Consider the following 22,115-nt stretch of genomic DNA (forward strand, 5'->3'; position numbering starts at 1 on the left):
ACCGCCCGACGGCTGCGGGCGGTTGATGGGGTGAAGCTTGTCGGGTCGAGGCCTCAACTCAGAAGAACCCCTTTCGAACCGAGAGTCCGACGATGCGCGGGTCCTGCAGGAATACGTTGGACGTCAGGCCGCTGTCGTCGCTGTTGAGGAAAGTACCGGTGATCGCCTCGCCATCCAGCGCGTTCTTGACGTACAGCTGCACGGTCAGATTCTGGTCGGGCTTGTACCAGGTCAGCGACAGATTGAGGTTGCCCCAATCATGCAGGCGGTCGATCTTGTCCTGGTAGACGCGCGCCCAGCTCTTGCCCTGGTAGTACAGGTCGGCGCGCAAGGTCAGATCGCTTTCGGCCAGCGCGAACGTGTACTGCGGGCTGAGGCTGACGGTGATCTTCGGCGCGTTCGGCAGTTCGTGGCCGCCCACGTTCTTGGCGAACCCGGCGCCGCCGTTGGGCGCGTCGATCTCCGGATTGTAGAAAAGGCCGCCCAGCAACCACGCGTTGTCGCCGGGGCCGCCATTGAGGCCCCGGTCCTGGGTGAAGCCGCCCAGGCCCGTGGGAAGATTGACCGTGCAGAAGCTGTTCAAGTAGTTGGCCAGGCTGCTTTCGTCGAAGGTCTGGTAGAAGTTCTCGAAGAACCGTTCCACCATCGCCTTGGGCGCGATGCAGTTCGAGGCCAGTTGCATCCACGGCCGCACCACCACCCAATCGGGGTTGCCTGCCGTCCGGTCCATCACGTCGATGGAGTACTGGTTGGCGCCGATGCGCGTGCGCAGGAAGCCGAGGTTGCCGCTGATCTGGAACTGCGAGGTAGGCCGCCACACCGCCTCGATCTCGGCGCCCCAGGTCTTGGCGTCAAAGTTTTCGTTCACCGTCTGCCGATCGATGATCTGCGAGACCTGATAGCCCTTGTAATCGTTGTAGAACGCGGTGGCGTTGAGGATGAACCGGCCGCCGCCCATCACGTTCTTCATGCCGATTTCCAAGGCATTGACGTACTCGGCCTTGAACCGCGGATCCTTGGGAATGAAGGACAGCACTTCCGGATTGGCGCCGATGCCCGGAGAGTTGGTGCCGCCGGCCTTGTAGCCTCGCGACAGCGACGCGTAGACCATGGTGCTGTCGGTGAAGGACAGATCGGGCGACCAGTCCAGCACCAGGCGCCCGGTCGGCTCGTTCCAGGTCTGCTGGATCTTCTCGCCGGACGGATAGCCGTAGCCGACGTAGCCGCCGCCCAGCAGCGGGAAGTCCGGATCCGTGGAGCTGGCCAGCAGCAGCTGGCTGGGCACGGGCGTGGTGGTCTTGACGTCGCGGGTCCAGCGCAGGCCGGCCGTCAGCTTCCACTTGTCGTTGATCTGCCAGTAACCCTCGCCGAAGACCGCCGAGGAGCGGGTGTTGGCGATGTTGCGGCTACGGAAGTAGTTGTGGCCCTGGCCGTTGATGGAGCGCAACGGGTTGGGGTCGATGTAGACGCAAGGAAAATGCCGCCCGAAAAAATCCGTCTCCGCCGACAGAGCCGTCCCTGGCATACAAGTGGCTGGACTCAGCACACCGCCTCTTCCATTGAAAAAGTTTTGAGCAGCGGCGGTAAAGAGGTTACTGAAAACGTAGTAGCTTTCGTCGATCTTGAATTCCAGATAGTTCGCGCCGACGCTGAAATTGAACGGCCCGTCGTAGGAGGACTGCAGGCGGAACTCCTGCGACCATTGCCGGCTGTCGGCATCGACCAGATCGACCAGCATCAGGCGGTCGGAACAGCCCAGCTGCGGGTCGCAGAACACGCCGCCGGGCGTGAGCGGGTAGGCGGGAACGAGGTTTCCGTCCGGATCGAACTGAACCACCTTGTTCGAATCGGTGAAGATCGGGTTGGATTGGAAGCGTCCGTAGTCTTGCGTTGAATAGTATTGGTCGCGGGTATACAGCGATTGCGACACCAGGTTCAGGTGATCGCCGATGCCGACATCGAAGTTGAATTGCAGGACGTCGTTGGTGGCATGGAACTTCGGATCGTAGCTGGTGGCGATCTCGCGCATATCGCGCGATTGCTTGACCCCGGAGTACGGATCGATGCCCTGCGCGATCAGGTACGCGGGGTTGAACGTGTCGGCGAAGAAGCCCAAAGCACCGGCCGTGGTTTGCGCGGCCAGCACCGACGGCAGGCTGTTGCCGTTGGGCACGCCGAACGCGTCGTCGTCGTACAACGACCCGTCCTTGCACGCCTGGCTCAGGAATCCCACGTCGTTCGGCCGCAGCGTCACGTTGCCGATCGAGGTCGGCCCCGCGTCGTTGTGGCAGAGCTGCTTGCCCGTGCGCGCGCGCATGTCGTCTTCTTGGAAGTGCTCCCATACCAGGCTGGCGTTGAAGCGGTCGCTGGGCCTATAGCTGGCCGACAAGCGGGTCGAGAGCAGGTCGCGATCGTTGACGTCCTTGCCGGTGACCGTGTTGTGGTCGTATCCGTCGCGCTTGGTGTACTGGGTCGCCAGGCGCAGCGCGAAGGTATCGCTGAGCGGCACGTTGACCATGCCGTTGATCCGGCGCGTGTTGTAGTTGCCCACCTCGGCCTTCACGTCGGCCTCGAAGCCGTCCGGGTTGGCCAGATTGGGAATCATGTTGACCACGCCCGCGGTGGCGTTGCGGCCGTACAGCGTTCCCTGCGGGCCGCGCAGCACCTCGACCCGCTCGACGTCGAAGTACTCCTGCTCGAACAGGCGGTTGCGGATCATCGGCGTGCTGTTGAAGCTGATCGCCACGGCCGGGTCGGTGGTCACCGACAGCGCCTGCGTGCCGATTCCGCGGATCTGGAAGTTGTAGCTGGCGAAGTTGGTCTTGCTGAAACTCACGTTCGGCGTCGCGGTGACCAGGTCGCCGCCGGTCTCGATCTTGCGGCTGCCCAGATCGTCGCCGCTGAAGGCGCTGATCGCGATCGGCACCTTCTGGATGTTCTCGACCTTTTTCTGCGCGGTAACGACGATGGTGTCGAGGTCGGTCGCCGCCTGCTCGCTGGCCGTGGCGGTGGGACTGGGCGCCGTCGGCTCTACCTGGGAATCCGCCGCCGGCTGCGTGTCAGCGGTCCCCTCTGCGTTTCCCGGTGGTGCCGGTTCGGCCGCCTTGGCGCCGCCCGCGGCCGGGCTGGCGCCCGCGCCGCCGCTAATCAGGATCGCGCCCGAAGCGCTGGTCGAGTACTGCAGACCGGTGCCCGCGAGCAGTTCGTCCAGCGCCTGCAGACTGCGCTTTTCGCCGCGCACCGCGCGCCCGGTCTTGCCCACCGCGAGTTCCGGCGCGTACAGCAATTGCTTGCCGCTCTGGCGCGCGTACTCCGACAGCGCGGCGTCGAGCCGCTGCTGCGGAATGTCGAACCTGGCCGAGACCGCATCGCCGCGCGCGTACGCGCTCAGGCAGGGCAGCAGCGCCAGCAACAGCACGCAGGGCTTGAGCACACGTCTCGTCAGGCGCTTCTGATCTCGCATCGGTTCCCCTCCGGTGGCGGGCCGTCTTTGCGCGGCCTCGTGTTCATAGGGACGCAGGCGTTCGCGAAACCCGAACCTGCCCCGAATATTTCTCTTCGAACTGCGCACCGGCGTGCCGATTTATTTTTTGCGGCGCAGCAAAAAATCCGGCTTCGCGCCGAAGCGGAGCCGGTTTTTCCAACTGGAGAGCGCCGCCTCGCAGGCTGCGAGGCGGCGGCTGTGTCAACCGCGCTCGGGCGGGCGCGACTTCAGCACGATCGCATCGCCCTGATGGCTGGCGCGCTGGATCGGGAAGTAGGCCGTGACCGCGTCGATGAAGGTCTCGGTGTCGCCGGTGTTGAACGCACCGCTGATCTTCAGCGCCGCCAGGTCGGCGTCGCCGAGCACGATGCGCTGGCGCGAGTAGCGGTTGATCTCGGCGACGGCGTCGGCCAGGCTTTCGTTCTCGAACACCACTTGACCGTGGCGCCAGCTGACTTCGCGCTTCACGTCGGCCGCGCGTACCTGCGGCGCGGTCGCCGCGAGGGCGACGAACTGCTGGCCTGGGTGCAGCTCGGCGGTGGCCGCGGCGGCGATGCTGGTGGGCCGGGTGCGCTCGCGGGTCACGGTCACCCGGCCTTCGAGCAGGGTGACCTCGAACAGGCGCTCGGACATATGCACTTCGAACTCGGTGCCCAGCGCGGTCACCTGACGGCCATCGGCGGTGACGATGAAGGGCCGGCTGCGGTCCTTGGCCACCTTGAACAAGGCCTGCCCGCGCTCCAGCGTAATCGCGCGCGTGCCGGCGCTGTAATGCACGGCGATGCGGCTGTCGGTGTTCAAGGTGATCACCGAGCCGTCGTCCAGCGTGACCTCCGAACGCTGGCCCACGCCGGTCTGGTGCACGTTGCCGGCGATTGCGTCCTGCACGTTGCGGTACATCAGTCCGGGGGCGTCGGGCCGCACGATCAGCAGGCCGGCGACCACCGCCAGCAGCGAGGCGGCGATCGAATAGCCGTAGGTACGCGCGCTGCACCAGGGCCGCGGCTTGGCCGCGCGCGCCAGGGTCTCGCGCCGCAGCGCCAGCATGTCGGGCGCGTCGGCCAGGGCCTGCGCCAGCGCGCGCGCGGACTCCACGCGCCGGAACGCGGCCGCGTGCGCGGGCGAGCGCGCGCGCCAGGCGTCGAAGGCGGCCCGCAGCGGGCCGTCGCCGTCGGCGGCGTCGTGCAGCACCTCGCTCCAGCGCGCGGCGGCTTCGTCGATGTCGTCCGGCAGCGGGCCGGGACCGGGCATGGCCGGGGTGGCTTTCCAGGTCATGGCACGCCTCCCGCCCGACGGCACGCCCGAGTGCTTGCGTCGCGGCTCATTCGGGCGCCCCTCCGTCCATCGCGCGGCCCAGCTGGGCCAGCGCTTTGGCCATATGCTTTTCGGCGGCACGCACCGAAATGCCCAACATGTCCGCAATTTCCATATATTTTCGCCTCTCCATGGTGCGCAGCACGAACACGTCGCGCGTGCGCTGCGGCAGCGCGCGCAAGACGGCGACAGCCAACTTCATCGCCTCCTCTCCCAGTAGGACGCGCTCCGGCGAGATTTCCGTAGCGGGCTGATGAATTTCTTCGTCGAAGGACTCGTGCGCGTCCTGGTCGCGAGCCTGGCGGCGACGGCCCCAGTCGCGCAGGGCGTTGGCGGCGATCTGGAACACATATTGCTTGACGTGCTCGATCGGCCCGCCGCGCGCGCGCCGGACCAGGTGCAGGAACACCTCCTGGGTCAGGTCCTCGACCTCGGCGGGATCCTTGACCCGCTTGGCGAAGAACCCGCGCAAGGGCGCACGGTACTGCAGGGAGATGTTCTCCCATTGGCTGCTGCAATCCTCGCCGTAATCGGCGAGCGAAGCCGGTTCGCGCGTAGACGGCGCCGGATCGGCCATCGGGTCCCTCCCCATACGCGTTGGTATGCGCAAGGCCGGCAGCATACCCCGTCACGCCGCTGTCGGTGTGGAGGCCCGGGTCGGCGCCGCTGCGGCGATGCACAGTGCGGTTTTTCCCGGCGAAAACGCGATTTTCCGCGCACGCGGCGATGCGGCAGCGCAGCATCGGGCTGCGCTGAACGCGGCCATGCGGCCACGCGGCGCGGCGCCGTCGCGGACCGGCCGATCCGGCAAAGCGCACTGCGCGCGCCGGCCTGCGCCGATGGGGAGAATCCGTCAAAATCGGCGTTCGCCCCCAAGAGACTTCCCTTCGATGTCGCACGATCCAGCGGTCCTCTACCCCGCCCACTTGGCCGAGCTGCAGCGCCGCACCCACGAGGCCCTGGAGCGCGCCGGTTTCGATCACCTGGTCGTGCCCAGCGGCAGCCTGCACTATCAGGTCTTCGACGACCGCGACTATCCCTACGCGGTCAATCCCCAGTTCAAGGCCTGGCTGCCGCTGACCCGCAATCCCGGAAGCTGGCTGGTGGTCACCCCGGGCCGCAAACCCAAGCTGATCTACCTGCAGCCGTTCGACTACTGGCACGTGGTGCCGCAGGCGCCGAGCGGCTACTGGGTCGAGCATTACGACATCGTGGTGATCCGCACGCCGGACGAAGCGGCCGCGCACCTGCCGGCGGACCCCGCGCGCTGCGCGATCCTGGGCGAGCCGCAGAGCGCGCTGGGCGCCTATGTGCCCAACAATCCGGCCGAGGCCATCGCCTACCTGGAGTTCCACCGCGCCTACAAGACGCCGTACGAAGTGCAGATGATGCGCGCGGCCACCCGCCGCGGCGTGCGCGCGCACCGCGCCGCCGAAGCCGCGTTCCGCGACGGCCGCAGCGAGTTCGACATCCACCTGGCCTACTGCGCCGCCGCGCGCCAGGACGCGGGCGAGCTGCCGTACAACAACATCGTCGCGCTGAACCAGAACGGCGCGGTGCTGCACTACACCGAACTGGAGCGCGAGGCGCCGGCGCAGCTGCGCAGCTTCCTCATCGACGCCGGCGCCAGCCACCACGGCTACGCCTGCGACATCACCCGCACCTACGCCGCCGACGCCGGCAGCGAATTCCAGGCCCTGATCGACGCGGTCGACGCGGCGCAGCTGAAGATGTGCGACCAGGTCCGCGCCGGCAACGACTACAAGCGCATCCACCTGGACGCGCACCTGGCGCTGTCGGGCATCCTCAAGGACTTCGGCGTGATCAAGGTGACGCCGGAAACCGCGCTGGAAACCGGCGTGAGCAACGTGTTCTTCCCGCACGGCATCGGTCACGGCATCGGCCTGCAGGTGCACGACGTGGCCGGCTTCGCCGCCTCGGACCGCGGCGGCAGCATCGCCAAGCCCGAAGGCCAGCCCTACCTGCGCCTGACCCGCGAGCTGGCGCCGGGCATGGCGGTGACCATCGAGCCGGGCGTGTACTTCATCGACCTGCTGCTGGACGGCCTGAAGCAGGGCCCGCACGCCGACTCGGTCGATTGGGCGCGCATCGACCGCTTCCGCCCTTACGGCGGCATCCGCATCGAGGACGATGTGGTCTGCACCGAGGCTGCGCCGATCAACCTCACCCGCGACGGCTTCGCCGAAGCGGCCTGAGTCCGGCCGGCGCCCGCGCCAAGACGGCGCGGGCGCATCGCTTCACCAGACGCGGTACACGCGCCCGCTTTGCACGCCTTCCACGCTGCGCTGGTAAGCCAGCGCGGCGCGCGCGGCGGTCACCGGCTCGAAGCCGGGGAAGAACGGGCCGTAGTCGGCCCAGGATTCGGTCAGCACGCTGGGGCTGACCGCGTTGATGCGCAGCCCGCGCTGCAGCTCGAACGCCGCGCCCTGCACGAAACCTTCCAGCGCGCGGTTCACGGCGCTGGCGTTGGCACCGGCGCGGATCGGCTCGTCGGCGACGATGCCGGTGGTCAGGGTGATCGAACCGCCGTCGTTGAGCGCGTGCTGGCCCAGCAGCGCCAGGCGCACCTGCCCCAGCAGCTTGTCGTTCAGGCCGATCGAGAACTGCGCCGGGCTCATCTCCGGCAGCGGGCCGAAGTGCAGCACGCCGGCGGCCGAGACGATGGCGTCGACCTTGCCGGTCTTGCGCAGCAGCGCGCTCACGCTGGCGTCGTCGGTGATGTCGACCGGAAACTGCGCGCTGTTGCGGCTGGCGGCCAACACCTCGTGGTGGGACAGGGTCTGGGCGATGGCGCGGCCGAGCGTGCCGCTGGCGCCTACGAGCAGGATCTTCATGGCGGAAACTCCGGTGTGGGGAATGGCGACCAGTCTGCGCGCCGGATCCGCGCCGGGGTATGCGCTAGCATTTCCGGCACCCCTAACTCCGGGTTAGCCATGGACCTGCTGCGCGCGATGGCGGTATTCGTTTCGGTCGCCGACCGCGGCAGCTTCGCCTCGGCCGCGCAGGCGCAACGCCTGTCGGCGGTGATGGTCGGCAAGCACATCCGTCAGCTCGAGGAACACCTGGGCGCGCGCCTGCTCCAGCGCGACACCCGCAAGCAGCGGCTGACCGAAGCGGGCGCGGCCTTTCTGGAGGAAGCGCGGCTGGCGCTGGAACAGGTGCGCCGCGCCGAGACCGTGGCCGAGCGCCTGCAGGACCACAGCCGCCCGCGCGGCCGCCTGCGCATCACCGCGCCGCTGACCCTGGGCACGCATGCGGTGGCACCGGTGGTCACCGCCTTCCTGCGCGCCTATCCCGAGGTGTCGGTGGACCTGGCCCTGGCCGACCGCATGAGCGACCTGATCGCAGAAGGTTTCGACGCGGCGATCCGCATCGGCCCGCTGTCCGACTCCGATCACCTGGTCGCGCGCCCGCTGCGCCCCTACCGCATGATCGTCTGCGCCTCGCCCGACTACCTGCGCGAACGCGGCACTCCGCGCAGCCCCAGCGAGCTGCCGCAACACAGCTGCCTCAATCACCTGCTCTGGCACCCCAACACCGGCTGGCGCTTCGCCAGCCTGGGCGGCGAACCGCTGCGCCTGAGCGGCCGCTTCGCCTCCAACCACGGCGAGGCTCTGCGCCGCGCCGCGCTGGACGGCTGCGGCATCCTGCTGCAGCCCGAAGTGCTGCTGGCCGAAGACCTGGCCGCCGGCCGCCTGGTGCCGCTGTTCGAAAACGACCTGCCGCCGCCGCGGCCGGTGCATCTGCTGTATCCGCGCGATCGACAGCCGCCGCCGAAACTGAGCCGCTTCGTGGAGGCGGTGATGGAGGCGATGGGGGCTTAGGAGACGAACGCGCACCGCGACCTGCCGCTTCGCGTGCCCTCACCCCAACCCCTCTCCCGCAAGCGGGAGAGGGGCTAAAGCAACAGCGGCGGCGGATGCGTCCCCTCTCCCGTTCACGGGAGAGGGCTAGGGTGAGGGGGTGAGCGCAAAGCGCGAATGCTCTTGATCCTCGCTCGGGCACCGAACTCGCCATGCCAATAGAAGACCCGGAGGGCGGCGCACAGGAGGTGCGCCGTTTTTCGCTGGCACAGGGATGTGCCATCGAAAAATCCCCGCGCCCACTCCGCTCTCGCACGGGAGCTCTGGCGAAGCGTTTTTCTTTGGTTACTTTCTTTTGACGCTTATCAAAAGAAAGTGACCCGGCCGCTTGCGGACGGAAGCTGTTGCTGTTGCTTCAACCAACACACCCAAACACCTTCGCGAGTTCGGAGCGGATCGCGGCTTACGCCGCTCCTACCCCAAGGTGCCAGAGGAGCCCCCCGCCGACCGCAACTGCGGATTCGCGGTCGCAGCTTGCGCAGCTCCTACACGGGCGTGCGTAGCTTTCGTCGTGGGTGCGGATCCGCGGTCGCGGCTTACGCCGCTCCTACCCCAGAGCGGGCAGGCGGTGGGCTACTTGGCCATGAACGCTTCGATTTCGTCGGCGCTGCGCGCCAGCTTGTCGGTCAGCACCTGATAGCCATCCTTGGTCACCAACACGTCGTCCTCCGTGCGGATGCCGATGCCGCGCCACTTCGGGTCCACGCTGGTGTCGTCGTGCGACACGTACAGGCCCGGCTCGATGGTGAACACCATGCCCGGTTCCAACAGACGCGACTCGCCGTCGATGCGGTACTCGCCCACATCGTGCACGTCCAAGCCCAGCCAGTGCCCGGTCTTGTGCCGGTAGAAACGCCGGTAGCTGCCGTCGGCGATGTTCTTCTCCAGCTTGCCCTTGAGCAGCCCCAGGCGCAGCAAGCCCTCGGTCAGCGTCTCCACTGCCGCGTTGTGGCCGGCCTCGTAGGACACGCCCGGGCGCGCCTGCGCCAGCGCCGCGGCCTGGGCCGCGCCGACCAGATCGTGCAGCGCGCGCTGCGGCTCGCTGAAACGGCCGTTGACCGGGAACGTGCGGGTGATGTCGGCGGCGTAGCCGCGGAACTCGGCGCCGGCGTCGATCAGCACCAGATCGCCGTCGCGCGCCTGGCCGTTGTTGGCGCGGTAATGCAGCACGCAGCCGTTGGCGCCGGCGCCGACGATGCTGCCGTAGGCCGGCTCGGCATCGTGCATGCGGAACACCCGTTCCAGTTCGGCCTGCAGCTCGTACTCGCGCACGCCGGCGCGCGCAGCGCGCATGGCCGCCTCGTGCGCGAGCACGCTGATATCGGCCGCGCGCTGCATCAGCTTGAGCTCGTCGCGGTCCTTGAACAGACGCATCTCGTCGAGCAGGTGGCCCAGCTCCAGGAACTCGTGCGGCGGCTGCGCGCCCTGGCGCACCATCGCGCGCACGCGGTTGAGCCAGCCGATCAGCTTGAGGTCGAACTCCTGGTCGCGGCCGAAGTGGTAGTACACGCGCGAGCGGCCTTCCAGCAGGCCGGGCAGGATGTCGTCCAGATCGGCGATGGGGTAGGCGTCGTCCAGGCCGAAGGCCTCGACCGCGCCTTCCGGGCCGAAGCGCGGGCCGTCCCAGCCTTCGCGCTCCAGGTCGCGTTCGCGGCAGAACAGCAGGGTCTCGCCGTGCTTGCGGCCGGGCACCAGCACCAGCACCGCTTCGGGTTCGGGGAAGCCGGTGAGGTACCACAGGTCCGAATCCTGCCGGTACGGGTAATGGGTGTCGCGGCTGCGGATGAGCTCGTTGGCCGCCGGCAGCACCAGGATGGCATCGTCGCCGGCCATGCGCATGAGCTGCTTGCGGCGGCGGGCGTAGGCCTTGGCGGGAATGTTCGAAGCTAGCGTCATCGCAGCGGTGTCGCTCCGGGTGCGGTCAGTTCAGGCGCTGCCGGTGCTGCGCGGCCAGCACGATATCGCCGTGCAGCAGCAGCGCGGCCACGCGCACGAATTCCTCGATCTCGGCCAGCGCTTCCTCGTCCTCTTCGTCGCCGTCGTCCTGCGGCTGCGCGGCGGCGAGCTTGGCCAGATCGCCCAGCGCTTCGCGGCCTTCCACCGACAGCGCATTGGCCGAGGCGCCGGCCAGGCCGAAGGCGCTGAGAAAACCGCGGCACCAGTCGAACAACGCGCCGCTGCGCTCGGCGAGCGAGGCGTCGGCATCGGGCAGCAGCAGCGAGAATTCGAAACTGCGGTCGGACAACTGCGCGGCGCTGGCCAGGCGCAGCTGGTCCAAGGGGCTGCCGTTGTCGGGCGTGCCCAGGTCGTTGTCGGCCAGCACCTTGCCCGGCCAATCGCGCACGGAGGCGCCGCCGCCGGCGAGCCAGCCGCACAGGGCGCCATGGAGTTCGGAAGGCGTAGCGGCTAGGGCCAGTTGGCGGCTCTGGGCGTCGACGGCGGACAACGCGGGCAGTTCGATGGCGGACACTGGCATCACAGGCAGGGGGTTGCGGCAGTTTAGCAATGCAGCGGCGCGCTTGTTGCGGCCGCGCGCGCCTGCCTACACTGCGCGCTGCCACGCCCAGCTTGCCGGTGTCCGTGCGTCCATTCCTACCCGCCGCCATTCGCTCCTTAGGCCTGCTCAGCCTGATGCTGGCGCTGGCGGGCGTGGCGTCGGCGGCGGCCGCGGCCACGCGCGACTACTACTTCACCCGCCTGGGCAGCGAGCTGGGCCTGGCGCAGAACTCGGTCACCGCCCTGGCCCAGGACAGCCAGGGCTTCGTCTGGGTCGGCACCCAGGGCGGCCTGCACCGCTACGACGGCCAGCGCTTCGTGCCCTACCGCCACGACCCGCGCGACCCGGCCAGCCTGCCCGACAGCTACATCACCTCGCTCGCGCTGGAAGGCGAGCGCGCGCTGTGGGTCGGCACCTATTCCGAATACCTGGCCCGGCTGGACCTGGCCAGCGGCCGCATCCGCCGCTACCAGCCGCCCGCCGGCAACCATGCCGCGCGCCAGGTCATGACCCTGCTCTACCGTGGCGGCCGGGTCTGGATCGGCACCGTGGCCGGCCTGGAACGGCTGGACCCGGCCACCGGCCGCCGCGAGACCCTGCTGCGCCTGCCCGCCGAAGTGCGCGACCGGCCCTGGCAGAAGCTGGTGTCGGACCTGCGCGGCGACGTCTGGTACGGCAACGCCACCGGCCTGTACCGCATCGGCGCCGACAACCGCGCCGAGCGCGTCGACGAGCGCCCGGCGGCCAGCCTGTTGCGCGATCACCGCGGCCAGATCTGGGTGGGCCGCGGCGACGGCCTGTTCCGCCTGCACAGCGACGGCCGCAGCCTGATCGCGGTGTGGCCGGGCGCGGCGGGCGCGGTGCCCGGCGAGTCCACCGACGTGCGCGCGATAGTCGAAGCCCCCGACCGACGGCTGTGGTTCTCCGCGTTCTCCGGCGGCCTGCGCCGCTACGACCCCGACACCGGCGAGCTCAACGTGGTGCGCGAGGACGGCGGCATCGACGCCAGCCTGCCCGAGGACACCATCGCCAACCTGATGATCGACCACGGCGGCCTGCTCTGGGCCGGCGGCACCTTCCGCGGCGTGGCCCTGACCGACCCACGCGGCAGCCGCTTCAGCTACGTGCTGGACCTGGACAGCGGCAGCCCGCGCAACGCCGCGGCCGACGACAGCATGCGCGCCCTGATCCAGGACGCCGCCGGCGGCCTGTGGCTGGGCAGCGACAACGCGCGCCTGCTGCGCTACGACCTGCAACGCGACCGCTTCGACGACTACACCGCCCTGGTCGGTGCCGGCGTGCGGGTGATGGCCTTCGGCCGTGCCGACCGCGGCCGGCTCTGGCTGGCCACCACCCAGGGCCTGCGCCGCCTGGACCCGGTCACCCGCGCGATCGAACGCATCGACCTGGGCCCCTATCGCGACCTGTCGCTGCGCAGCCTGATCGTGGCCCGCGACGGCCAGCTGTGGCTGGGCAGCACCGGCCATGGCGCGCTGCGTTACGACCCGGCCAGCGGCGCCATCGCCCACTACGACTACCGCGAGGGCGACGCCCAGGGCCTGAGCCACCCGGTGGTGCATGCGCTGCTGGAGGACCGCGCCGGCCGCATCTGGTTCGGCACCGGCGACGGCCTGGACCTGCTGGAGCCCGGCAGCGGCCGCATGCGCCACTACCGCCACGTCGCCGACGACCCGTCCAGCCTGCCCGGCAACCTGGTGCGCGCGCTGCACCAGTCCGCCGACGGCACGGTCTGGATCGGCGGCCACGCCGGGCTCAGCCGCGCCGTGGAGCGCGGCGGCGTGCTGCGCTTCGAGCACCCGCTGGCCGCGGCCATGAACGACCGCCCGGTACCGGTGGTGTTCACCATCGCCGAATCGCCGAACGGGCGGCTGTGGCTGGGCACCGACGCGGGCATCCTGCGCTTCGACATCGCCCCGGGCTGGGTACGCCGCTACGGCCTGGCCGACGGCCTGCAGGACCTGGAATTCAACGGCGGCGCCGTGACCCAGCTCAGCGACGGCCGCCTGGCCTTCGGCGGCGTGCGCGGCCTCAACCTGTTCGCGCCGGCGCGCATGGCCGACTCGCGCTACACCCCGCCGGTGCGCCTGCTGGGCGCCTGGATCGGCGCCGAGGCCACGGTCGACAACGGCGCGCTGTGGCAGCCGGCGCGGCTGGACATGCCCGCCTCGGCCGGCATCCTGCGCCTGCGCGTGGGCGCGCTGGACTTCGCTCCCGATTCCAGCATCCGCTACCGCTACCGCATGGACGGCTTCGACCGCGGCTGGATCGAAAACGGCATGCGCCGCGACATCACCTACACCCGCCTGCCCGCCGGCCGCTACACCTTCCGCGCCCAGGCCACCAACCGCGACGGCGTGTGGAACTCGCGCGAGCTGGTGATCCCGGTGCACGTGGCGCCGCCGCTGTGGCGCCACCCGATGGTGATGCTGGCCGCGGCGCTGGCGCTGATCGCCCTGATCGCCAGCCTGGGCTGGCGCTGGCATCGCGCGCGCCAGCGCGAGCGCGGCTACTTCGAACAGATCCGCGAGCGCGAGGAGCGCCTGAAGCTGGCGCTGTGGGCCTCGGGCGAGCAGTTCTGGGACTACGACCTCAGCCGCCGCGAAATGCACCGCATGCGCGTGGACGACGAGCACGCGCAGACCCCGGACATCGGCGTGCAGACCCACGTGGTCGACGACCACGAGATCCACAGCGACGACCAGCAGCGCGTGCTGGAACTGCTCAAGCGCCACCTGCGCGGCGACGCCGCCCTGTTCCTGTCCGAGCACCGCCTGCGCAACGCCGCCGGCGGCTGGAGCTGGGTGCGCGCGCGCGGCCGCGTGGTCGAGCGCGACGGCAAGGGCCGCGCCCTGCGCGTGGCCGGCACCGCCCGCGACATCACCGCCAGCCGCAGCGCCGAGCGCGACCGCCGCATCTCCAGCGAGGTGCTGCGCTCCATGGCCGAGGCGGTGGCGGTGATCGATCGCGACTTCAACTTCGTCTCGATCAACCCCGCCTTCACCCACATGACCGGCTACGGCGACGCCGAGGTGATCGGGCGTTCGGCCAGCCTGCTCGACAGCCGCCAGCACGACCCCGAGTTCTACCAGGAGATGCGCGCCGAACTGCAGCGCAGCGGGCGCTGGTCGGGCGAGATCTGGCAGCAACGCAAGGACGGCGGCGAATTCCTGTGCTGGCTGCAGGGCAGCGCCGTGCTCGACGCCAGCGGCCAGCGCAGCCACTACGTGGCGGTGCTGGGCGACATCACCGACCAGAAGCGCGCGGAGCAGGAACTGCGCTACCTGGCCAACTACGACACCCTGACCAGCCTGCCCAACCGCACCCTGCTGTCGGAGCGGCTGTCGCGCGCGATCGTGCGCGCGCGCCGCCAGGGCCACCGCATCGCGGTGCTGTTCCTGGACCTGGACCGCTTCAAGGACATCAACGACTCGCTGGGCCATGCCGCCGGCGACCGCATCCTGCGCGCCGCCGCCAATCGATTGCAGGACACCGTGGGCGCCGAGCACACCGTCGCCCGCCTGGGCGGCGACGAGTTCACCGTGGTGCTGGAGGCCATCGACACGCCCGAGGAAGCCGAGGCCATCGCGCGCAAGCTGATGCGCGCGTTCGAAGCGCCGCTGGATTTCGACGAGCGCCACGACGTGCAGATCTCGCCCTCGATCGGCATCAGCCTGTACCCCGACCACGCCCAGGTGCCGACCGACCTGCTCAAGCACGCCGACACCGCGATGTACCAGGCCAAGGCCGCCGGCCGGCGCACCTACATGCGCTACACCGAGGCCATGGACGTGGAGATCCGCCGCCGCGCGACGATTTCCGCGGCGCTGCGCAAGGTGCTGGACCGCAACGAGCTGCGCCTGGTGTTCCAGCCGCGGCTGTCGTTGCCCGAGCAACGCATCACCGGCGTCGAGGCCTTGCTGCGCTGGCGCAGCGCCGAGTACGGCGACATCTCCCCGGCGCAGTTCATCCCGCTGGCCGAGGAAAGCGGGCTGATCCTGGACATCGGCGAATGGGCCATGCACGAGGCCTGCAAGATGCTCGAGCGCTGGCGCGCACACGGCCTGGACCAGCTGTCGATGTCGGTCAACGTCTCGGCCCTGCAGCTGCTGCGCAGCGACCTGCCCAAGGTGGTGGCGCGCGCGCTCGACGAAAGCGGCATCCCGGCCTGGCGCCTGGAGCTGGAGCTGACCGAGAGCGTGATCATGGCCAACGCCGTGCAGACCGCCGCCACCCTGCAGGCGGTGCGCGACCTGGGCGTGGGCCTGGCGGTGGACGACTTCGGCACCGGCTACTCCTCGCTGGCCTACCTCAAGCGGCTGCCGATCAACACCCTGAAGATCGACAAGGAATTCGTCGGCGACCTGGGCCGCGACCCCGACGACGAGGCCATCACCAGCACCGTCATCACCATGGCCCATTCGCTGGGCCTGAACGTGGTCGCCGAGGGCGTGGAGTCCGAGGCGCAGATGGAGTTCCTGCGCGCCCACGGCTGCGACGAGATCCAGGGCTACTGGCTGGCGCGGCCGCTGGAAGCCGAGCAGTGCCTGGCGTTCATCCTGGCCCGCAGCCCGCCCCTGCCGCCGCCGGCCGCCCCGAACTGAGACCGCCGCCCCGCCTGCGGCCCGGGCCCGCGGCGGCCCGGCGCAGCCGGCTTGACCGGCTCCCTCGCCCTGCTATCGTGCCCGCATGGACCGCGCCGAACTCATCGCCCAACTGCAGTCGCTCGCCGAACGCTTCGACGAATTGGCCGATCGCGCGCGTCGCCTGAACGACGAGAACCGCAGCCTGCGCCAGCAACAGGAACAGCTGGTCGGCGAACGCTCCGCGCTGCTGGCCAAGAACGAGCAGGCGCGCACCCGCGTCGAAGCGATGATCGCGCGGCTGAAGTCGCTCGAGCAGCACACCTGAGCATTAGCCGATGAGCGCCAGCGAACCCGTCAGCATCCGCCTGCTCGACCGCGAGTACACGGTCGGCTGCGAGCCATCCGAACGCGACAGCCTGCTGACCGCGGCCAAGCTGCTGGACAGCAAGATGCGCGAGATCCGCGGCGGCAACCGCATGGCCGCGCTGGACCGCGTGGCGGTGCTGGCCGCGCTCAACCTGGCCCACGAATTGCAGCAGTTGCGCGGCGAGAACGAAAGCCGCGACCGCGAACTCGCGCGCACGCTGGGCGATCTGCACCGCAAGCTCGACGGCCTGTTCGACAGCGCCCCGCGCTGAACGCGCGAACGTGCCGCGCGTGACGTAGCGCAAAAAACCGCAATCGCATGAATCGCAACACAGCGTCGCCGACGAGCGGACGTGCGCGGCGGCGAACGCACGCTTATACTGCGTCCACGTCCTCTGCTGTGCGCGACGGCGTGCGCAAACATTCGCCTTGTCCCTTAATGACGACCGCGGGGGCGCAGCGGAAGCCCGGAGTGCAGGTCCGCCTCGTAGCGGGAAGCCCGAAGGCTGCCAAGCGTCCCCACTTGAACCCCGGGTTCAAGGTCGTTTCGCAAGCATCGTCATTGGCGGAGGACTACTATTCCAGGAACGGGCGCCTCGCGGCGCCCGCTCTTTTTGTCGATGCCGTTATGTCCCGTCGCCCACGCGGCCGCGCGCCGCGCCCCACCGGAATCCACGCCGCATGACGGCCGACCGCGCGGCCTTGCGCCGCGATCTGCGCGAACGCCGCCGCGCGCTGCCGGCGCCGCAACGCATCGCCGGCGCCGAGCGCCTGGCGCAGCACCTGCTGTCCCTGCCCTTCGCCCCGGCCTCCGGCTACGTCGCCGGCTACTGGGCGCTGGACGGCGAGATCGGCCTGCACGCCTGGCAGCTGCGGCTGCCGCCGGATTGCGTCTACTGCCTGCCGGTGCTGAGCGCCGAAGGCCTGCTGCGCTTCGCGCCCTGGCGCCCCGGCGACCCGCTGGCCAGCAACCGCTACGGCATCCCCGAACCCGACGTCGTCCCCAGCTCGCTGCTGGACGCGCGCGAGCTGAGCCTGGCGGTGACCCCGTTGGTCGGCTTCGACGCGCGCGGCCACCGGCTGGGCATGGGCGGCGGCTGGTACGATCGTAGCTTCGCTTTCCGCCAGCACCAGCCCGCGCCGCCGTGGCTGGTGGGCGCCGCCTTCGAGGCGCAACGGGTCGACGCCCTGGACCGCGCCGACTGGGACGTCGCCCTGGACGCGGTCTGCACCGAAGCCGCCGCCCACGACCACCGCCACTCCCTGATCGCCTGACCGCCATGACCGCACGCCGCCGCTACTGGCTGATGAAGTCCGAACCGGACACCTTCTCGATCGACGACCTGCAACGCGTGCGCACCGAGCCCTGGAACGGCGTGCGCAACTACCAGGCGCGCAACTACATGCGCGACGGCATGAAGGTCGGCGACGGCGTGCTGTTCTACCACTCCAACACCGCCGTGCCCGGCATCGCCGGCCTGGCCAGCATCGCCAGCGCGGCCTATCCGGACCCGACCCAGTTCGACCCCAAGTCGGACTACTACGACCCCAAGAGCACGCGCGAAGACCCGCGCTGGCTGCTGGTGGACGTGGCCTTCGAGCGCAAGTTCGACCGGGTGGTGTCGCTGGACGAGATCAAGGCCCGCGCCGACGAACTCGGCGAAGACTTCGCCCTGACCCGCCGCGGCAACCGCCTGTCGGTGCTGCCGGTGAGCGCGGCGCAGTGGAAGCTGTTGCTGGCGATGGAGTGAGCGCAGCACGGACCAGGGGAAGGCTGCGACAACCGCGCTACCCCGATCCGTCATCCCCGCGAAGGCGGGGATCCAGGGCTCCATCCAGGCATGGCTCTGAAGTCTCTGGATCCCCGCTTTCGCGGGGATGACGAGCAACGGCCGAGCATGACTGTCCACGCATTCACCGAATCACGAATCACCCATCACGAGCCCTACGCCCCATGTCCGAAGCGAAACGCCTGGCCGGCGAAAAAGCCATCGACTACATCGAAGACGGCATGATCGTCGGCGTCGGCACCGGTTCCACCGTGGCCTACTTCATCGAGGCCCTGGGCCGGCATAAGGACCGGATCAAAGGCGCGGTGTCCAGCTCCGAGCAGAGCACCGCACGCCTGCAGGCGTTGGGCATCGAGGTGCTGGACCTCAACGCCACCGGCCCGCTGCAGCTGTACGTGGACGGCGCCGACGAGTGCGACCCGCACAAGCGCCTGATCAAAGGCGGCGGCGCCGCGCTGACCCGCGAGAAGATCATCGCCGAGGCCAGCGAGAAGTTCGTCTGCATCGTCGACCCGGCCAAGCGCGTGGACCTGCTCGGCCGCTTCCCGCTGCCGGTGGAAGTGATCCCGATGGCGCGCAGCCTGGTCGCGCGCGAAATCCTGGCCCTGACCCGCGCCCAGCCGGTATGGCGCCAGAACGCCGAAGGCGCGGGCGTGGTCACCGACAACGGCAACGCCATCCTCGACGTGCACGGCCTGGCCATCACCGACCCGGTCGCGCTGGAAACCGCGCTGAACCAGATCCCCGGCGTGGTCAGCGTGGGCCTGTTCGCACGCCGCCCGGCCGACGTCGTGATCGTCGGCGGCGAACCGCCGCTGGTGCTCTAAGAGCGGCCCTTACCCAACCCCTCTCCCGCAAGCGGGAGAGGGGCTAAAAGCAGCAGCGACGCCGGATTGATCCCCTCTCCCGCTCGCGGGGTGAGGGGCAGCGCTTGCGAGCCACCGGCTCGCGCTGCACCGAACGCCCGACCGCTCAACGGTCGGGCCGGGGCGTGGCTAGGGTGAGGGGATGAGCGCGCAGCGCGAATGCTCTTAGGCGTCGACCGCCACGAAGCCCCCCGTCTGCCGCTTCCACAAACGCGCATACAGACCGTCGCGCGCGATCAGCTGCTCATGGGTGCCGCTCTCGATGATGTGGCCCTGGTCCATCACCACCAAACGGTCCATGCGCGCGATGGTCGACAGCCGGTGCGCGATCGCGATCACCGTCTTGCCCGCCATCAGCGTTTCCAGGCTGTCCTGGATCGCCGCTTCGGCTTCCGAGTCCAGTGCCGAGGTCGCCTCGTCCAGGATCAGGATCGGCGCGTCCTTCAGCAGCACCCGGGCGATGGCGATGCGCTGGCGCTGGCCGCCGGACAGCTTCACCCCGCGCTCGCCCACCAGCGCGTCGTAGCCGCGCCGGCCCTCGCCGTCCACCAACTGCGGGATGAACTCCTCCGCCTTGGCCTTGCGCGCCGCTTCCAGCATCTGCTCCTCGCTCGCGTCCGGACGGCCGTACAGCAGGTTGTCGCGGATCGAACGGTGCAGCAGCGAGGTGTCCTGGGTGACCACACCGATCTGCGAACGCAGGCTCTCCTGGCTCACCCCGGCGATGTCCTGGCCGTCGATCAGGATGCGGCCGCCCTCCAGGTCGTACAGGCGCAACAGGATGTTCATCAGCGTCGACTTGCCCGCGCCCGAAGGACCGACCAAGCCGATCTTCTCGCCCGGCTTAACCTGCAAGTCGAGGTCCGCGATCAAACCGGCGTTGCGGCCATAATGGAAGTGCACGTTCTCGAAGCGCACGCCGCCTTCGCTCACCGTCAGCGGCTGCGCGTCGTCGCGATCCACGACGGTCAGCGGCCGCGAGATCGTCTCGATGCCGTCCTGCACCGTGCCTATGTCCTCGAAGATCCCGTTCACCGTCCACATGATCCAGCCCGACATGTTGTGGATGCGGATCACCAGGCCGGTGGCCAGCGCGATCGCGCCGACCGTGATCGCGCCCTGATGCCACAACCACAGCGCCAGCCCAGTGGTGCCCACGATCAACAAGCCGTTGAGCGTGGTGATGCTGGCGCCCATCAGCGTGGTCATGCGGGTCATGTCGCGCGAACGGGAGGTTTGCTCCAGCATCGCCTCGGCCACGTACTGCTCCTCGCGGCGCGAATGCGCGAACAGCTTGAGCGTGGCGATGTTGGTGTAGCCGTCGACGATCCGGCCCATCAGCTTGGATCGCGCATCCGACGCCCGCCACGAACGCTGCTTCACCCGCGGCACGAAGTAGCGCAGCAGGCCGATGTAGATCGCGATCCAGGCCAGCAAGGGCCAGATCAGGCGCACGTCGGCCTGGGCGAATAGGTAGATCGCCGAAGCCGAGTACACCACCACGTACCACAGCGCGTCGAAGGCCTGGGTGGTCGATTCGCGCAGCGAGGGACCGGTCTGCATGATCCGGTTGGCCACGCGGCCGGCGAAGTCGTTCTGGAAGAAGCCCAGGCTCTGCTTGAGCATGTAGCGATGGGTCTGCCAGCGCACCAGGTTGGTCATGCTGGGGTGCACGGCCTGGTTCAGCAGCAGGTCGTGCAGGCCCAATGCCAGCGGCCGCAGCAACAGCATCACCAGCGCCATCCACAGCAGCTCGCCGCCGTGGCGGGCGAACAGCTCGCTCGCCGGCGTGGTGTTGACCAGGTCCACCACCCGGCCCAGGTAGTCGAACATCGCCACCTCGACGATGGCGACGAAGAAGCCGACCACGGTCAACGCGGCGAACACGGGCCAGGCTTGTTTGAGGAAATGCCAATAGAACCCGCTCACGGTGCGCGGCGGCATCGTCTCGGGCACGTTGCGGAACGGGTCGATCAGCGATTCGAACCAGCGGAAAATCGTCATGGCTTTCGGCCTTATTCGTACTTATGCGGCTCCCGAACGCGTCGCCGGCACCGCCATGCGCCGGGAAAACGGCACAAGGCAGCGGACGCTGCGTGGCGTGGGCGCGTGACGGCGCCTGACTACGGATCGGGAGTTAGGAGGCGGACGAGCGCGCGCGATCCAGGGCCACAAGGGGCCGGATCGGCGTACTGCCAGCCGTGCGCGGCCCCTGTACGGGCCGCGGGCGCGGACTTAACGGTGTACCGCGCGGATGCCTGAGAACTTCATGTGCACCTCTCTCCTGGTTCCGGCTTCGGCCGGGGGCCAGCGACCCGAGCGGGCCGCGGCGAACAGCCGCGATGGTGCGGCTGTGGGGCGGAGTTTAACCTGAAGCGGTTGCGGCGGCGAAATCGGGCGCGACGAACGGCCAGGATCGGCATGGTTTTGACCCCTCTTCCGGCGCGGGTGTGGGCTAGACAGCAGTTCGTGCTCCCGCGCGCCCTCACCCCAACCCCTCTCCCGCATAGCGGGAGAGGGGCTAAAGCATCAACGTCGATCGAGTCCGTCCTCTCTCCCATTTACGGGAGCGGGTTAGGGTGAAAGGTAAAGGGTAGCGGTCGAATGTGTCCCCTCTCCCGTTCACGGGAGAGGGCTAGGGTGAGGGGGTGAGCGCGAAGCGCGAATGCTCTTGATCTCCGCTCGGGCCCCGAACTCGCAGCTCCAACAGTAGAGCCTGGCCCCCGCGAAGACGGGGGCGGCGCGCGCATCGATCTCGCACAGGAACTCTGGGGCAGCGTTTTTCTTTGGTTACTTTCTTTTGACGCTTATCAAAAGAAAGTGACCCGGCCGCTTGCGGACGGAAGCTGTTGCTGTTGTTCCTAAGCAAGAGCAACAGCAAAGGCAAATCCCCCGCAATCCCGCTTTTCCAAAGGGGGAAGACAAGCCGGGGCGAAACTAAGAGCGGCCGGGCTGCATTAACTCGGCGCATTAACTGCGCGCATGAACTTTCGTTTCGCGCAAAGAAGAAGGCCGGCCCCCTGTCGGGAACCGGCCTTCGGATGAAGCCCCTGGCGATGACCACCTCTTGCATGGCTTAGGCCATACACCCATCGGCGCGTGTGCGTTTCACTTCCGAGTTCGGGATGGGGTGAGCCGATGCGGCTTACGCGCCACGGGCGCGTGCATCGGGGAACGCCCGCGCCGCTGGCGCGGGCCGGGCGCTCGCGCGGCGTGACGCCAACGCGATGTTCGGCGGCCGACGGATTAACTCGGCCACATAAACTTTTATCGCGCGCAAAGAAGAAGGCCGGTCCCCTGACGGGAACCG

The 22,115-nt window shown here is 68.9% G+C and carries 15 protein-coding genes and 1 other RNA gene; 9 read left to right on the forward strand and 7 right to left on the reverse strand.

The features are described from left to right. Positions 1-58 precede the first annotated feature (58 nt). The 3 genes from DX914_RS11190 to DX914_RS11200 form a co-directional block, all read right to left on the reverse strand. Positions 59-3,463: a TonB-dependent receptor gene (locus DX914_RS11190; protein ID WP_115859042.1), complete on the reverse strand. Its 3,405-nt coding sequence runs from the start codon at positions 3,461-3,463 to the stop codon at positions 59-61. A 222-nt stretch (positions 3,464-3,685) separates the two neighbouring features. Further along, positions 3,686-4,759: a FecR family protein gene (locus DX914_RS11195; RefSeq protein WP_115859043.1), complete on the reverse strand. Its 1,074-nt coding sequence runs from the start codon at positions 4,757-4,759 to the stop codon at positions 3,686-3,688. Positions 4,760-4,805: 46 nt separating this feature from the next. Continuing rightward, the gene (locus tag DX914_RS11200; RefSeq protein WP_158549246.1) at positions 4,806-5,375 is read right to left on the reverse strand and encodes an RNA polymerase sigma factor; all 570 of its coding nucleotides are present in this window, start codon (positions 5,373-5,375) and stop codon (positions 4,806-4,808) included. A gap of 313 nt (positions 5,376-5,688) precedes the next feature. Between DX914_RS11200 and pepQ the strand changes: the two genes are divergently transcribed. Next, a complete protein-coding gene (gene pepQ / locus DX914_RS11205) occupies positions 5,689-7,014 on the forward strand; it encodes a Xaa-Pro dipeptidase (protein ID WP_115859045.1) in 1,326 nt (441 codons plus the stop codon). A gap of 42 nt (positions 7,015-7,056) precedes the next feature. Here pepQ and DX914_RS11210 read toward each other — a convergent pair whose 3' ends face one another. After that, positions 7,057-7,653: a short chain dehydrogenase gene (locus DX914_RS11210; RefSeq protein WP_115859046.1), complete on the reverse strand. Its 597-nt coding sequence runs from the start codon at positions 7,651-7,653 to the stop codon at positions 7,057-7,059. A gap of 99 nt (positions 7,654-7,752) precedes the next feature. On the opposite strand from DX914_RS11210, the gene DX914_RS11215 reads away from it, so the two are divergent. Further along, entirely contained in the window at positions 7,753-8,643 is an 891-nt protein-coding gene (locus DX914_RS11215; RefSeq protein ID WP_115859047.1) for a LysR family transcriptional regulator, read from the forward strand. Between the two features lie 612 nt (positions 8,644-9,255). Here DX914_RS11215 and DX914_RS11220 read toward each other — a convergent pair. Continuing rightward, positions 9,256-10,578 carry an aminopeptidase P N-terminal domain-containing protein gene (locus DX914_RS11220; protein ID WP_115859048.1) on the reverse strand — a complete coding sequence of 441 codons (1,323 nt, stop codon included), beginning with the start codon at positions 10,576-10,578 and terminating at the stop codon, positions 9,256-9,258. Between the two features lie 25 nt (positions 10,579-10,603). Then, on the reverse strand, positions 10,604-11,143 hold the full coding sequence (locus DX914_RS11225; RefSeq protein ID WP_196778896.1) for a UPF0149 family protein: 540 nt from the start codon (positions 11,141-11,143) through the stop codon (positions 10,604-10,606). A 113-nt stretch (positions 11,144-11,256) separates the two neighbouring features. Between DX914_RS11225 and DX914_RS11230 the strand changes: the two genes are divergently transcribed. The 7 genes from DX914_RS11230 to rpiA all read left to right on the forward strand — a co-directional run bounded on the left by DX914_RS11230 (position 11,257) and on the right by rpiA (position 18,766). After that, positions 11,257-15,801 (forward strand): EAL domain-containing protein, encoded by a 4,545-nt coding sequence (locus DX914_RS11230; protein WP_158549248.1) that lies wholly within the window; start codon positions 11,257-11,259, stop codon positions 15,799-15,801. 85 nt (positions 15,802-15,886) lie between these two features. Continuing rightward, entirely contained in the window at positions 15,887-16,108 is a 222-nt protein-coding gene (locus DX914_RS11235; RefSeq protein WP_115859051.1) for a TIGR02449 family protein, read from the forward strand. A gap of 10 nt (positions 16,109-16,118) precedes the next feature. Then, a complete protein-coding gene (locus tag DX914_RS11240) occupies positions 16,119-16,421 on the forward strand; it encodes a cell division protein ZapA (RefSeq protein WP_115859052.1) in 303 nt (100 codons plus the stop codon). Positions 16,422-16,538: 117 nt separating this feature from the next. Beyond that, positions 16,539-16,725: non-coding RNA, 6S RNA (gene ssrS, locus DX914_RS11245), on the forward strand. 105 nt (positions 16,726-16,830) lie between these two features. Then, positions 16,831-17,424: a 5-formyltetrahydrofolate cyclo-ligase gene (locus DX914_RS11250; protein WP_115859053.1), complete on the forward strand. Its 594-nt coding sequence runs from the start codon at positions 16,831-16,833 to the stop codon at positions 17,422-17,424. A gap of 5 nt (positions 17,425-17,429) precedes the next feature. Beyond that, positions 17,430-17,900, forward strand: coding sequence for an EVE domain-containing protein (locus DX914_RS11255; RefSeq protein ID WP_115859054.1), 471 nt, complete (start codon positions 17,430-17,432; stop codon positions 17,898-17,900). A 203-nt stretch (positions 17,901-18,103) separates the two neighbouring features. Continuing rightward, entirely contained in the window at positions 18,104-18,766 is a 663-nt protein-coding gene (rpiA, locus tag DX914_RS11260) for a ribose-5-phosphate isomerase RpiA (protein ID WP_115859055.1), read from the forward strand. Positions 18,767-18,970: 204 nt separating this feature from the next. Here the strand turns inward: rpiA and DX914_RS11265 are convergent, their stop codons facing one another. Continuing rightward, positions 18,971-20,803: an ABC transporter ATP-binding protein gene (locus tag DX914_RS11265; RefSeq protein ID WP_115859235.1), complete on the reverse strand. Its 1,833-nt coding sequence runs from the start codon at positions 20,801-20,803 to the stop codon at positions 18,971-18,973. Between the last annotated feature and the right edge of the window lie 1,312 nt (positions 20,804-22,115).

It is taken from the genome of Lysobacter silvisoli (assembly GCF_003382365.1).
In the GTDB taxonomy this organism is placed as follows: domain Bacteria; phylum Pseudomonadota; class Gammaproteobacteria; order Xanthomonadales; family Xanthomonadaceae; genus Lysobacter; species Lysobacter silvisoli.